The sequence below is a fragment of the Paenibacillus cymbidii genome, assembly GCF_004764705.1.
GTDB classification, from domain to species: Bacteria; Bacillota; Bacilli; order Paenibacillales; family NBRC-103111; genus Paenibacillus_AN; species Paenibacillus_AN cymbidii.
Map to the genome: position 1 here is coordinate 83,673 of NZ_SHLX01000015.1, position 12,395 is coordinate 96,067.

The window sequence follows — 12,395 nt, forward strand, 5'->3', positions numbered from 1 at the left end:
CACTGGTTATTTCGGCCGAAGGGGGCGAAACCGGGCCGTTTGCCGCGAATAGCCAGTGAAATCACTGGCTATTTTGCGTCGACTACCCATTTTCGGCGGAATAGGCCGTAAAAAATGGCTTATTTCGATTTCGCCTCGATCTGCGCTCGCCCGCAGCCCCTGCCGCCTACGGCAGCAGGAAGCCCATCAATCGCTTCGCTTCTCGCAGCGTCGGCGCCGCCGCTTCGGCCGCTTCAGCAGCGCCTTTGCGCAGGAAATTGCCGATTTCGCCGCTCTCGCGAATGTCGCGGTACCGCTGCTGCAGCGGCTCCAGCGTGGCGACAACCGCTTCGGCCACGTCCTTCTTGAACGCTCCGTAGCCTTGCCCTTCGTATTTGGCTTCGATCTCCGCCACACTAATATCCGAGCAATGCGTATAAATCGAAATCAGGTTGCTGATTTCCGGCTTGTTCTTCGGATCGTATTTCACTTCCCGGCCCGAGTCGGTGACGGCGCGGCTCAGCTTCTTGCGGATCACGTCCGGCGGATCGAGCAGCGCAATGTAGCTGCCCGGATTCGGGTTGCTCTTGCTCATCTTCTTCGATGCGTCGTCCAGCGACATGATGCGGGCGCCCACTTCCGGAATATACGGCTCCGGAATCGTAAACAGCTCGCCGAAGCGCGTGTTGAACCGGTGCGCCAGATCGCGCGTCAGCTCGAGATGCTGCTTCTGATCGTCGCCGACCGGCACCTGGTCGGCATTGTAGAGCAGAATGTCGGCGGCCATCAGCGCCGGATACGTAAACAGGCCGGTACCGACCGATTCCTTGCCGGCCGACTTGTCCTTGAACTGCGTCATCCGCTCGAGCTCGCCCATATAGGAGAGCGTCGTCATCAACCAGCCGAGCTCGGCATGGGCCGACACGTGCGATTGCATGAACACGCTCGACTTCGCCGGATCGATGCCGGCCGCGATGAACAGCGCCGCTACCGCTTCGGACTGCTCGCGCAGCGCCGCCGGCTCCTGCGGCACCGTAACCGCGTGCATGTCGACGACCATAAAGAAGCAGCGATGCGTGTGCTGCAGCTTGACGAAGTTGCGCATGGCGCCGATGTAGTTGCCGAGGGTCAACTGGCCGCTCGGCTGAATGCCGGACAATACTTTTTTCATGGGACGAACTCCTCCTCGAATGCTTGAATTTGAACGCAAAAAAGGCCTCTCTCCGCAAGGGACGAGAGACCGTGGTGCCACCCTTATTCGCCGACGTCCGTCCGGCGCTTGCTTGCAAGCGGGAAGAAAACGATTCAGCCTTCTGTCTCCGGTAACGGGGAGAAACCGATCCTAACTGACCGCTGCGCGCGCAACAGACGATCGACGGGAATACGCGCGAGTCGGCAGCAGCGTCGCTTTGGACACGATCGTGCTTCCGGCCGTTCGTTTTCCTGCATCAGGGCCCATTCGCGAAGCGCGTTTCACCGGTTTGCAGCAACCACCGGCTCTCTGCAGAAACGACTGCCCGTTACTCTTCCCTGACCATAGTTTGGTGATGTGAGGTTGGTTCTATTATACTCAAGCGGCCGGAGATGTCAACTGCGCGCACAGGAATCGGCCGCAAACAATAGCTGTCACTCCGACAGCAGCGTCAATCCGCAGTATTTTACCCGTGTCCACCATTTTCGCGAGGGCAAATCACAGTTGAGTATTGGCGCCCAAATTCGCTACAATGGTTGTATTGTCTGCACCCTCATTCGAAAGGACATGATATTCCCATGATCAAGCAAGAACAATGGCAAGGCATTCCCGTCTATACGATGACAAGCGGCTCGCTCACCGCATCGTTGTGCCCGTCGCTGGGCAACAATTTGTATCGGCTGTACGACGGGGCGGCAGAACGCGAGATTCTGCGCGTGCCGGACAGCCCGGAGACGCTGCGGCAAACCCCCGGGCATTACGGCACGCCGCTCATGCTGCCGCCGAATCGGCTGCGTCATGGCGCCTTTGCGTACCGCGGGCAAACCTATCAGTTCGACATCAACACGCCGAACGGCCATCACATTCACGGCTTCCTGCGCAACCATGCCTGGCAGGTGACCCGCTTCACCGAAGAAGATGGCGTCTGTACGCTCGTTTCCGTCTTGCGGACGGCCGATTATGCCGACATCATGCGGCAATACCCGCACGAGCTGGAAATTGCGATGACGTATACGCTTACCCCCGATTCGCTGGTGCAGCACGTAGCCATTCGCAATCTCGGCAACACGGCGGCCCCGCTCGGCTTCGGCTTGCATACGTGGTTCATGCTGGACGGCGAGCCGGAGCAATGGTCGCTTCGCCTGCCCGTCGAATCGATCTGGGAGCTCGACGACGAGCTGATGCCGACCGGCCGCCGTTTGCCGCTCGGCGACTTTGCGGGCTTGAACCGCCCGGAAGGGCTGGCGCTGAAAGGCGTCAATCTCGATGCCGTCTTCTATATCGGCAACGGCGCGAAACAGGCCGATCTGGTGAAACCGGGCTGCAAACTTTCGTACCGCGTCTCGGACGAGTACAAGCACTGGGTCATTTTTACGATGGGCACTGCCGATCAGTTCATTTGCCTGGAGCCGTACACCTGGGTGACGAACGCGCCGAATGTGGACGAAGCTCCGGAAATTACCGGTCTTCGTGCCGTAGAGCCGGGAGACGCGCTGCAATTGGAAGTTGCGCTCGACATCGAACGGGCATAGGGCGCTACTCCTCCAGCATATCGCGCACTATCGCTTCCGTATTCGCCAGCAGCGGCCGGTAATCCCGTCCGGCGACGAAACGGGCGAATGCGCTGCCGACTTTTGTCACTTCGGCTGCATACTGAGCCGCGGGAACACGGTACCGTGCCGTCTCCCGCGGCTCTTCTCCTTCGCGCTCCTCCACTTCCGCCAATTCCACCATCGGCTCCTCTCCCTCACCGTTCGTCCGATGCCGGACGGCAAGCGAAAACAGCTGCCGGCAAGCCGGATCGCCGCAACCGCAAACCCAGAAAGGCGCCCGCCGCCACTCCTCGGGAGCCGCCTGGCGCGACGGCGTCGTATCGTGCGTGCGGCTGTACAACATCGCAGGCATTCCCACGTCGACGCAGATCGATTCCTCGAGCACGATTTCCCCGTCGATCGTTACCGTCACATCGGCCTGGACGATTTGCAGCTGCGGGTCGAGCCGCCATTTTTCGTATTGCAGTTGAAACAAACGCCTCATCCCCCCAGCCATTTTTTTAATTGTATGCCGCTGTCGGCGGCAAAGGCAAGCATTGCAGCCGCAACAAAGATTGGCCAAAATTACCAATTGCCAACTCGCGTATTTTGGAGAGATTGGATCATACTACCTTCATGGAGGTGATAACATATGGCACAAGGACAAAGCCGCTCCAGCAACACCCTGGTCGTGCCTCAAGCAAACGCCGCTCTCGATCAGATGAAATACGAAGTGGCGCAAGAGCTCGGCATCCAAATTCCGCAAGACGGCTACTACGGGTTCATGGCAACTCGTGACACCGGTGCGATTGGGGGACATATTACCCGTCGTTTGGTGCAAATCGCCGAGCAACAACTGGCAGGGCAATTTACCAGATAATGAACGACAAGCCGTACATCGATTTGCAGAGGCGACGACCCGGTCGCCTCTTTGCCGTGTTTGCGGTCCTCATGCAAAAAAACAAAGCCCCCGCTGGCGGCCAAAAACGACCGGGCGGAGACTTTGCGAATCGGACAAATCGAATAGGAATGACATAAGTGCCGTTACAGCAATTCCTTCAAGTGACGCCGTTGCGAAGGGCTCATCATCACATTGGCCATATTGTAGTGCGATTCGAAAATGACGCTCGCGCACAAGGTCTGATTGCGGAGCGCGAACTCAAACGCAATTTCGCCGTGGGTCCAGCTTTTCTTGTGCTTCAGCAATTCCGTCGCGAGCTGCCGGAACGTCGCCTGCATCGTATCCGTCAACCCGTTCTCCGAAATTTTCACAACGCCGCCCTTGTTCTCAAGCGGGAAATGCCGAATGCCGAATTTCCCCACCACATTGTTGCGCACATGCAGAAACACAATGCCCGAGGTCATGTGCAGTAATTCTTCCCGGATCGTATGAAAGACGATCTCCACTTGCTTGGATAGCGGCAGTTGTTCCAAAATCACTAATGCCCCTCCTTTCATAGGTACGAATAGAATATTATGTCATATATATGAGCCTTGTGTCACATGATATCATTACTATTATCCAAAATTCAACATCTTTTTTCAAAATATTTCAACTATTTACGAATAACTTTGCCGAAAGCTCCTTCCAGGCGGTGCAACCACGGTTGACGCGGTCGTATGGCGTTCCTCCCACGCCAAAAACACCCTCCGGCTGCATGCATGCGGGAGGGCGTCCTTCCATTCTTCGCTCTTCGATTCAACCGCACCTTACCGGCGAAACGGGACAAAATCGTCCTTGCGCATCTCCAGCAGTTTGGCGATCGGAATGCCGGTCTGTTGGTGAATATCGAGCACCGTGCTGTTCGGATTGGTCCGCAAAAACTGCCGCACCTCCATGAAATGGCGGTCCTGCGTTTGCCGGCACGAGTCGCAATAGAAGGATTGCTGCCGAATATAAAGCCGGTGGCATTGTTTGCAATTGGAAATTGACATCGTTCATTCCCCATTCCTGAGTCATTCCCGCCCCGCTTCGCGAGATGCGTCGAATGTGCCGATCATCCGGACGGACTGCCGACTGCGGCATATGACATAGTTTTCGCGCCAGGAACAAATTTTGGCAGGGTATGCCCTTATACATATTGTAAAATGACGAAAAAAACGTCTCAAGGAACCTTGGCACTATTTCCGTAGACCGAAAGTTAGGGAAATGCTATAATGGAGCGGTACAATATTTGCCAAATTATTAAAGGAGTGTCGAACCTCATGGGTTGGTTGTCCTCGCTGTCGTTTAAACGGAAGCTGCTTGTAGGGTGCTACGTCCCGATCGGGCTATTGTCGATTCTGTTTCTTATCGCTTCCAGCCTGAACATTGTCGTAAGCGCTCTCATAGTTGTCGTCCTGCTGGGCCTCACCTATCCGTTTACGAACTGGATTTCCGGCATGCTGACCGACCCGATCGACAATTTGTCGCGGGTGGCGCTCGGCATTTCCAGAGGCGATTTTTCGCAAAAGGTGCGCATCACAACCGACGATGCGCTCGGCGAGCTCGGACATTCGTTCAATCGGATGATCGACCGGCTCAAGGAAATTTTGAACGAAACGTCGAACATTTCCCGCACGGTCGCCGATTCCAGCCGCGACAGCTACCTGCAAAATAAAAACCTGAAAGACGTGCTCAGCCAAGTGACGACGTCGGCCGGCGAACTGGCCGAAGGCGCCAATCAAATTTCCGAAGAAGTCGCCCATATTTCGGTCGCGATCAAGGACATCGAAACGAAGGTCACTTCCTACGCCTACTCCACCAAAGAAATGAACGACCGCTCGCAACAAATGGTCAAACTCGTCGGCAAAGGACGGACCGCGGTCGAAACGCAAAATGAAGGCATGCAGCGCAACGTTGAAGCGACGCGCATGGTATCGTCGGCGATCGACATGCTGGCCAAGCAGGCGAGCGGCATTTCCCGCATTACGAAGTCGATTTCCGAAATTGCCGAGCAGACGAACCTGCTGTCGCTGAACGCTTCGATCGAAGCGGCCCGGGCCGGCGAACACGGACGAGGCTTTGCCGTCGTCGCGCAGGAAGTGCGCAAGCTGGCCGAAGAGTCGACCGCTTCCACGAAGGAAGTATTCGGCCTCGTCCGCACCATCGAACAAGGCATCAAGGAAGCGCTGGTCAACATCGCCACGAACGAAGAAGTCGTGCGCACGCAAACGACGCTGATTCATGAAACGGCGGCGATTTTCAGCGAAATCGTGCAAAGCATCCAGTTCATCACCGAAAGCATCTCAAGCTTCGCCAAGGAAAGCGATCAGATGCTCGGGCACGCGCAAACGATTTCCGCCACGATGGAGAATATTTCGGCCATCACCGAACAGTCGGCTGCCGGCACCGAAGAAGTATCCGCTTCGATGAACGAGCAGATTGCGTCCGTCGACGCGATGGTGACGCAAGCGGAGCAACTGACGCAAATCGTCGTTCAGCTGCAGCGCAGCATCCAGGTGTTCAAGCTGTAAGCATCGCAATACATACGTTCGAAAGCCCCTAGGCTTGACGGCCAAGGGGCTTTTTTGGTTGTTGGCGTTGGCGGGAAGGCAGCGCTGAGCTTACTCCGTCATCGCCAGAAACTGCTGCACATCCGCGATCGACAGATCGACCGCGCTTTGCCAGAACGCCGGCTGCGTCAAATCCGCTCCCAGATGCTTGCGTGCCAGTTCCTCTACAGGCATGCGTCCGGTATCGCGAAGCAGCGCGGCGTACTTGTCCTCGAAGGCGGCGCCGTCCTGCAGCGCCCGGGCGTAAATGCCCGCACTGAACAGGAAGCCGAACGTATACGGGAAATTGTAGAACGGCACATCGGTAATGTAAAAATGAAGCTTCGCCGCCCAGAAATGCGGATGGTACTCGCCGAGCGCGCCGAGATAAGCCCTCTGCTGCGCGTCCGTCATGAGCGCGTTCAGCCGCTCGATGCCGACCAGTCCTTGTTTGCGTTCCTCGTAAAACGCCGTCTCGAACAGGAACCGGGCGTGAATGTTCATGAAGAAGGCAACGGCGCGCTGGATTTTGTCTTCGACGAGCGCGAGCTTCTCGTCCCGATCTTGCGCCTGCTCCACCGCGGCGCTGCTGACGATCAGTTCCGCCAGCGTGGACGCGGTTTCGGCGACGTTCATCGCGTATTCCTGCGACAGCGGCGGCAAATCATTCATTACATGCTGGTGGTAGGCATGGCCCAGTTCGTGCGCCAGCGTCGATACGTTGGATGCCGAACCGGCGTATGTCATGAAGATGCGCGTCTGCCCGGCTACCGGGAACGACGTGCAGAACCCGCCGGGCCGTTTGCCGTTGCGATCCTCCGCTTCAATCCATCGGTCCCGGAACGCCATTTCCGCAAAATCGGCCATCTTCGGGCTGAAGCGGCGGAACTGATCGACGATCAGCTTGGCGCCTTCGTCGTAGCTGTACACTTTGCGGCTTGTGCCGATCGGTGCGTCAATGTCGTGCCAGGCCGGCTTGCTTACGCCGAGCAGCTTCGCTTTGCGCTCGAGGTATGCGACGAAGTGATGTTTGTTGCGTTCGACCGTTTGCCACATCACGTCCAGCGTCTCCCGGCTCATCCGGTTGATCGCAAGCGGCTCCTGCAGCGGCGATTGCCAGCCGCGGCGGCGGTACAACGCCAGGCGGAAGCCGGCCAGATGGTTCAGCGCGTCGGCGCAAAAGTCGGCTTCTTCGCCCCATTTCGCTTCCCACTGCCGGAACAGTTCGCTGCGACGCTCGCGGTCCGGCATATCCAGCTTGTTGAACATTTGCCCCGCGGACAGCATTTTTGTTTCGCCGTTCTCTTCATAAGGGAAACGAATGCGGCTGACTGTCGTGTCGTAAAGTTCGCTCCAGCCATGGTACCCGTCGACGGCCAAATCGAACACCAGCGCCTCCTGCTCGGGCGGCAGCTTGAGCCGGGCCTGAGTTCGCCGTTCGTCCAGCGAAAAGCCGACCTCCGTCCAGTCGCCGGCCATCAACTCGCTCCAGACGGCATCCGGGATGAGCGACAGGATGCGGTCAAGCCGCGTCAAGGCCGATTGGTAGGCGGCGGCCAGCGTTTTGACTTTGGCGCCGAGCATGACGGCGGTTTTGTCGTTCTGGTTCTCGGCGGCCAGGCAGCCGGTAAACGATTCCGCTTCGCGGATGTTGGCCAGGATGTCCTGCAGCAGCGCGACGAGCGGGGACAGCGTTGCGGCGCCGGCAGCCGCCGATTGCGGCGGTTCGGCTTGTTCCAGCGCGAAGGACAACTTCTCCGTATCGGACTCGATGCGGGCGAGGAATGCGGCGAATGCAGGCGAACTGCTGCCGCCCGGAAAAATCGCGTCCAAGTCCCAAGTTTGATTGAGCGTTTCGACCATTGACAATCCCTTCCTTTGCACATGCGGATGGTTTGCGTACATTGTAACACAATGGACGCTTGATACCGAATTCCGTTCGCGCGTATAATGAAGGCACGAAGAAGCCGCTTTTTTCAGCGGACGGGAAAGGATGAATCGCCATGAGACCTTTGCAAATATCGCCGGAAACGGCCATCAAGCTTGCCGAATCGCTGCGTGTGCCGATTGAGCAGTTGATGCACATGCCGCAGCATATTTTGCTGCAGAAGCTGGGCGAGCTGGCGAAGAGCCAGGCGGCGAGCGGCGCTACGACATCGGCGAAGGGCCAGGCGGAGACGGTAGGGAGCGATGCGGCGGAAGAACGGGCCGAGGCCTCATCTGCGAAGGGCCAGACGGAGAAAGGGACGGATTCGGCGAACGGCAAGGTGGCGGAAACGTCATCTGCGAAGAGCCAGGCGGAGGCTTCATCTGCGAAGAGCCAGGCGGAGACACTGGGAACGGCCGGTTTCGACAACGAGTCATGATTCCATTCGCGCACACATGTCCGTACGAGATCGTCGCAGGCGATCTGTACGTGCTGGAATGCCCATTCTGTCGCGCCGAACGAGTGCTGCTCCCGCTCAGGCGCCACGAATTGCCACTGATTCGGGACGGACGGAAAAAGCTGCTCGTGTTCCCCTGCTGCCACGCAAGCATCACGCTGGTCGACTGCGACGCCGATTATTTGTTGGCCGATCGACCGGTGAGGCGTTAATCCGAAGCGTTCGTGCGCGGCGTAGGGACGAGATTTGCGAGGCGCTATTGCCGCTGAGTGAAGGGTTGGTCCTCCGATCGCTCATTGTTGCCGGATTTTTCTGAACTCACCGCGCTGCGGTGAAAATCCGTCAACAAATAGCGAACGCTGGCGCTTCTACGAACCAACCCTCCACTCCGCTCCCCCGTGCCTCACATTTTTATAAAAACATGTAACCATTTGTCCTCATTCCTTCGGACCACACCACAAGTCATGAAACAGCCCCCAAACGGTGATTTCCTACCGAATAGCCAGTGATTTCACTGGCTATTTACTTTTCGCCGGCCATTTTCGGTGAAATAGGCAATAAAACATGGCCTATTTCGATATCGAATCTCCGCCTATCCTCTGGCGGACTCTGGTGAAGCGCGCGATCTGGCGCGCGCTGGGTGGTCTCTGCGCGCGGCGCGAAGTCGCGGCAAGGGGAGTTGCCGGCGGCGCGGAACGGAGCCGCTGGCGGGCTCTGGCGAAGCGCGCGATCTGGTGCGCACCGGGTGGCCTCTGCGCGCGGCGCGAAGTCGCGACAGCGGAAAAGTGCTGCGGTGGGAAGCGGAGTGGCGGGGGTGCTCTAGAGAAGCGTAGCGTTCGCATTTGGCTTTCGGATGGCAACCGCAGACGATGATTCACAGCCATCCGAAAACAAGTAGCGATCGGAAGAGCACCCCCGCCGCGCAGCGGCAATACCGAAGGGCAAGCTCTCGGGCAGCAGGCAACCGGCCTTGCCGCAAGCTCCAGCCACACCGCGCGCAAGCAAATAAAAGACGTCCGACCGCAATCGGTCGGACGTTTTCTTTTTCCACTGTGCTATGTATGCCGCTAAATCTTTCCCGACTTCATCTCATCCGGCAGGTCCATCTGTGCGGCGAGCATGTCTTCGCGCGTCTGCGTCCACATCTCGCGGCTGGCGCGGATCATGCCGGAGTCCATGATCTTCTTGTCGTTGATGACGCGCGCGAACCATTTCACCGCTTCGTTATAATAGCCCAGCCGGCGATTGAGCTCGCCAAGCAAATACATCAGCCGGGCATTGTTCACATCGATGCCTTCCACTTCATACACCTTCGTGTACGCCTGAAGCGAATATTGCAGGAACCGCCGCTCCTGCTCCGCATCCTGCTTCTCGCGATACAGCCACGCGATATGATGCAAAATGCCGGCGATGACCCGGTCCTTCTCCTGCTTCAGCTGCGCGCATACCAGCGCCAGCTTGTACGTCTGCATCGCCTCGTCCCAGCCGCGCGCCCCGCTGTAGTCGCGCATGTTCCAATTGCTTTTGACCCGTTCCTCGAATGCCAGGCGCTGCGACTTCGTGAAGCTTTCGGAAAAATTCTCCGTGCTGGAGAACCCGCAGAACGGGCATACCCGCACGACATAATAATCCGGATTCACTTCCCGGTACTGCAAATAAAAATCGGTATCGGAGCCGATCGACTTCTTGAAGCTCGGCCGGACACGCGATGTCTGAAACTCGATTTCGCAATACGTGCATTTCACTTTGATCTTGTACAACGGATCCAACATCGAAGCATCACCTCATTTTGGACAGGGATAGGCTAGCGGGCAATGGGCAAACGCTTATTCGTCCGGCGTATTCACGAAGTGGTGGGCAGGTCCGGACAGCCGCTCCAGCATGACCTCGCGCAGCGGTTCGTCCAGGCCGATCTCGCGCAGCGCCTCGGCCATGCAGCCAAGCCACGCTTCCGCACGCTTAGGCGTTACCGGAAAAGGCAGATGGCGGGCCCGCATCATCGGATGGCCGTATTGGTCGGAATACAAGGGCGGTCCGCCGAAAAATTGCGACAGAAACAGAAACTGCTTCTCCATCACAGGGCGGATATCGGCAGGAAAAATCGGTCCAAGCAGCGGATGCGCCTGCACCTTCGGATAAAAGGCTTCCACCAGCCGGCGCAGCGCCGTTTCGCCGCCGATCGCTTCATATATGGTGTTCGCTTGTCGGTCTGACATCGTTGATCTCCTTCTGAACCTTCATCATGAAAACGGCAGCGTCAATAATCGAACTCGTCTTCCGTATCGCTCATCAAGTGCTCCTTGATGACATAGACGTACGCACATACAAAGAGGGCGAACAAGACGATCATCCCATCATCACGCTCCCGGATGCATATGTGACCATTGTATCATACGTGCGGCGAATGTCGATACAGGACGAACCGGAATGTATACCCGATGGCATACATATATTTAGGGAACAACCAGGGCCAAGCCTCAAAAAGTTGCCAACCTGACGACAAGCGGGAGGAACAACGATGGCTACCGTTCGTTTGCGCTTGCCTCTGATCGCCGCTCCGATCGTTGCGGTCATCCTGTACATGCTGCTGCTGCACCCGGCGGAAACCGTTCCGGCAGCGGTCAAAGGCGTCGCCATTTGGTGGGACGTGCTGTTCCCGGCACTGTTTCCGTTTTTCGTCATCTCCGAGCTGCTGCTCGGCTTCGGCATTGTGCACCTGTTCGGCACGCTGCTCGATCCGCTGATGCGTCCCTTGTTTCGCATTCCCGGCATCGGCGGGTTCGTCATGACGATGGGCTTCGCCTCGGGCTATCCGGTAGCGGCCAAGTTAACGGCGCAGCTATGGGACCAAAGCCTTATCAAACGCGAAGAAGGCGAACGCCTCGTGGCATTCGTCACCACATCCGACCCGATCTTCCTGATCGGAGCGGTATCGGTCGGCTTTTTCCACGATGCGCGCATCGCCGTTGTATTGGCCATTGCCCATTTCGGCGCCGCGGCGGCGGTCGGCTTGCTCATGCGGTTTCACGGCCGCAAGGCGCCGATGACGCCCGTTACGCATGCGGCGGAAGGGGCCGGCATCGTGAAACGGGCGCTGCGCGCCATGCACCGGGCGAGACTCGCGGACGGAAGGCCGATCGGCACGCTGCTGCGCCAATCGATCGAAAGCGCGATCCCGCTCGTATTCGTCATCGGCGGGTTGGTCGTTTTTTTCGCCGTCGTGCTGGAAGCGCTCCGCATCAGCCATATGCTCGGCCTGCTGCAAACGGCGACCCATACGCTGCTGCAACTGGCCGGATTGCCCCAGGCGTTGTCGGACGCCGTGGTGAACGGTTTCTTCGAAGTGACGCTCGGCGCCCAAGCCGCCGGCGGCGCGGGAAGCGCGGCATCGCTCGCGGACAAGGCGGCCGTCGCCTCCTTTGTGCTCGCCTGGGCCGGCCTGTCCGTACACGCGCAAATCGCCAGCCTGCTGCACCGCACCAACTTGCGCTACTGGCCGTTCGCGCTGGCGCGCCTTGCGCATGGCGTGCTGGCGGCCGTACTCGTCAAGCTGCTCTGGGGACCGCTCGAGCCGTTGCTGCATGCTCCAGCCGCATTTGCCGGCATCGGGTTCGACAACGTCGCCTCCTCCTCCGTCCTAACGCGTTATGCGGCGCTGCCCCCGGCCCTTGCAGCCGGTATCGCCCTGCTGGCGGCGCTGCTGCTGTTATCCGCGCTGGCGATGGGGCTGGCCAGGCTATGGCGGCGACCTCCGTTCCCGCGGGCAAAATAACCCAAGGCAGCACTTTGATCTCCGCCGCCGAGGCGATTGTTTGGCGGTAGGCGATGTTGTAT

At 58.2% G+C, this 12,395-nt stretch carries 12 protein-coding genes and 1 pseudogene; 6 read left to right on the forward strand and 7 right to left on the reverse strand.

Features of this window, described 5'->3' with window-relative positions:
* Window positions 1-166: 166 nt before the first annotated feature.
* The gene (trpS, locus tag EXY20_RS20575) at window positions 167-1,150 is read right to left on the reverse strand and encodes a tryptophan--tRNA ligase (protein WP_135553984.1); all 984 of its coding nucleotides are present in this window, start codon (window positions 1,148-1,150) and stop codon (window positions 167-169) included.
* A 599-nt stretch (window positions 1,151-1,749) separates the two neighbouring features.
* Here trpS and EXY20_RS20580 point away from each other — a divergent pair.
* Window positions 1,750-2,703 (forward strand): aldose 1-epimerase, encoded by a 954-nt coding sequence (locus EXY20_RS20580; RefSeq protein WP_135553985.1) that lies wholly within the window; start codon window positions 1,750-1,752, stop codon window positions 2,701-2,703.
* 4 nt (window positions 2,704-2,707) lie between these two features.
* Here the strand turns inward: EXY20_RS20580 and EXY20_RS20585 are convergent, their stop codons facing one another.
* Window positions 2,708-3,199 carry a hypothetical protein gene (locus tag EXY20_RS20585; protein ID WP_235886118.1) on the reverse strand — a complete coding sequence of 164 codons (492 nt, stop codon included), beginning with the start codon at window positions 3,197-3,199 and terminating at the stop codon, window positions 2,708-2,710.
* 156 nt (window positions 3,200-3,355) lie between these two features.
* On the opposite strand from EXY20_RS20585, the gene EXY20_RS20590 reads away from it, so the two are divergent.
* The gene (locus tag EXY20_RS20590; protein ID WP_135553987.1) at window positions 3,356-3,583 is read left to right on the forward strand and encodes an alpha/beta-type small acid-soluble spore protein; all 228 of its coding nucleotides are present in this window, start codon (window positions 3,356-3,358) and stop codon (window positions 3,581-3,583) included.
* Between the two features lie 164 nt (window positions 3,584-3,747).
* Here the strand turns inward: EXY20_RS20590 and EXY20_RS20595 are convergent, their stop codons facing one another.
* Window positions 3,748-4,143: an O-methyltransferase gene (locus EXY20_RS20595; RefSeq protein ID WP_135553988.1), complete on the reverse strand. Its 396-nt coding sequence runs from the start codon at window positions 4,141-4,143 to the stop codon at window positions 3,748-3,750.
* Window positions 4,144-4,413: 270 nt separating this feature from the next.
* Window positions 4,414-4,638 (reverse strand): hypothetical protein, encoded by a 225-nt coding sequence (locus EXY20_RS20600; protein ID WP_135553989.1) that lies wholly within the window; start codon window positions 4,636-4,638, stop codon window positions 4,414-4,416.
* Between the two features lie 270 nt (window positions 4,639-4,908).
* On the opposite strand from EXY20_RS20600, the gene EXY20_RS20605 reads away from it, so the two are divergent.
* The gene (locus EXY20_RS20605; RefSeq protein ID WP_135553990.1) at window positions 4,909-6,159 is read left to right on the forward strand and encodes a methyl-accepting chemotaxis protein; all 1,251 of its coding nucleotides are present in this window, start codon (window positions 4,909-4,911) and stop codon (window positions 6,157-6,159) included.
* A gap of 90 nt (window positions 6,160-6,249) precedes the next feature.
* Here the strand turns inward: EXY20_RS20605 and EXY20_RS20610 are convergent, their stop codons facing one another.
* Window positions 6,250-8,040 (reverse strand): M3 family oligoendopeptidase, encoded by a 1,791-nt coding sequence (locus EXY20_RS20610; RefSeq protein ID WP_135553991.1) that lies wholly within the window; start codon window positions 8,038-8,040, stop codon window positions 6,250-6,252.
* 140 nt (window positions 8,041-8,180) lie between these two features.
* On the opposite strand from EXY20_RS20610, the pseudogene EXY20_RS39955 reads away from it, so the two are divergent.
* Both EXY20_RS39955 and EXY20_RS20620 read left to right on the forward strand, forming a co-directional pair.
* Window positions 8,181-8,327, forward strand: a pseudogene (locus tag EXY20_RS39955) (YycC family protein); the annotation flags it as partial.
* Window positions 8,328-8,539: 212 nt separating this feature from the next.
* Entirely contained in the window at window positions 8,540-8,773 is a 234-nt protein-coding gene (locus EXY20_RS20620) for a hypothetical protein (protein ID WP_135553993.1), read from the forward strand.
* An 855-nt stretch (window positions 8,774-9,628) separates the two neighbouring features.
* On the opposite strand, the gene EXY20_RS20625 is transcribed toward EXY20_RS20620, so the two are convergent.
* Complete coding sequence (locus EXY20_RS20625; RefSeq protein ID WP_135553994.1) at window positions 9,629-10,333, reverse strand: DUF2225 domain-containing protein; 705 nt, start codon at window positions 10,331-10,333, stop codon at window positions 9,629-9,631.
* A 54-nt stretch (window positions 10,334-10,387) separates the two neighbouring features.
* The gene (locus EXY20_RS20630) at window positions 10,388-10,777 is read right to left on the reverse strand and encodes a globin domain-containing protein (protein ID WP_135553995.1); all 390 of its coding nucleotides are present in this window, start codon (window positions 10,775-10,777) and stop codon (window positions 10,388-10,390) included.
* 302 nt (window positions 10,778-11,079) lie between these two features.
* On the opposite strand from EXY20_RS20630, the gene ylbJ reads away from it, so the two are divergent.
* Entirely contained in the window at window positions 11,080-12,333 is a 1,254-nt protein-coding gene (gene ylbJ / locus EXY20_RS20635; RefSeq protein WP_135553996.1) for a sporulation integral membrane protein YlbJ, read from the forward strand.
* Window positions 12,334-12,395 lie beyond the last annotated feature (62 nt).

Bases quoted from the DNA above. Each gene is read 5' to 3' on its own strand.
- EXY20_RS20580 (WP_135553985.1), top strand. From the start codon at position 1,750: ATGATCAAGCAAGAACAATGGCAAGGCATTCCCGTCTATACGATGACA.
- trpS (WP_135553984.1), bottom strand. From the start codon at position 1,150: ATGAAAAAAGTATTGTCCGGCATTCAGCCGAGCGGCCAGTTGACCCTC.
- EXY20_RS20630 (WP_135553995.1), bottom strand. From the start codon at position 10,777: ATGTCAGACCGACAAGCGAACACCATATATGAAGCGATCGGCGGCGAA.
- ylbJ (WP_135553996.1), top strand. From the start codon at position 11,080: ATGGCTACCGTTCGTTTGCGCTTGCCTCTGATCGCCGCTCCGATCGTT.
- EXY20_RS20590 (WP_135553987.1), top strand. From the start codon at position 3,356: ATGGCACAAGGACAAAGCCGCTCCAGCAACACCCTGGTCGTGCCTCAA.
- EXY20_RS20605 (WP_135553990.1), top strand. From the start codon at position 4,909: ATGGGTTGGTTGTCCTCGCTGTCGTTTAAACGGAAGCTGCTTGTAGGG.
- EXY20_RS20620 (WP_135553993.1), top strand. From the start codon at position 8,540: ATGATTCCATTCGCGCACACATGTCCGTACGAGATCGTCGCAGGCGAT.
- EXY20_RS20600 (WP_135553989.1), bottom strand. From the start codon at position 4,638: ATGTCAATTTCCAATTGCAAACAATGCCACCGGCTTTATATTCGGCAG.
- EXY20_RS20610 (WP_135553991.1), bottom strand. From the start codon at position 8,040: ATGGTCGAAACGCTCAATCAAACTTGGGACTTGGACGCGATTTTTCCG.
- EXY20_RS20625 (WP_135553994.1), bottom strand. From the start codon at position 10,333: ATGTTGGATCCGTTGTACAAGATCAAAGTGAAATGCACGTATTGCGAA.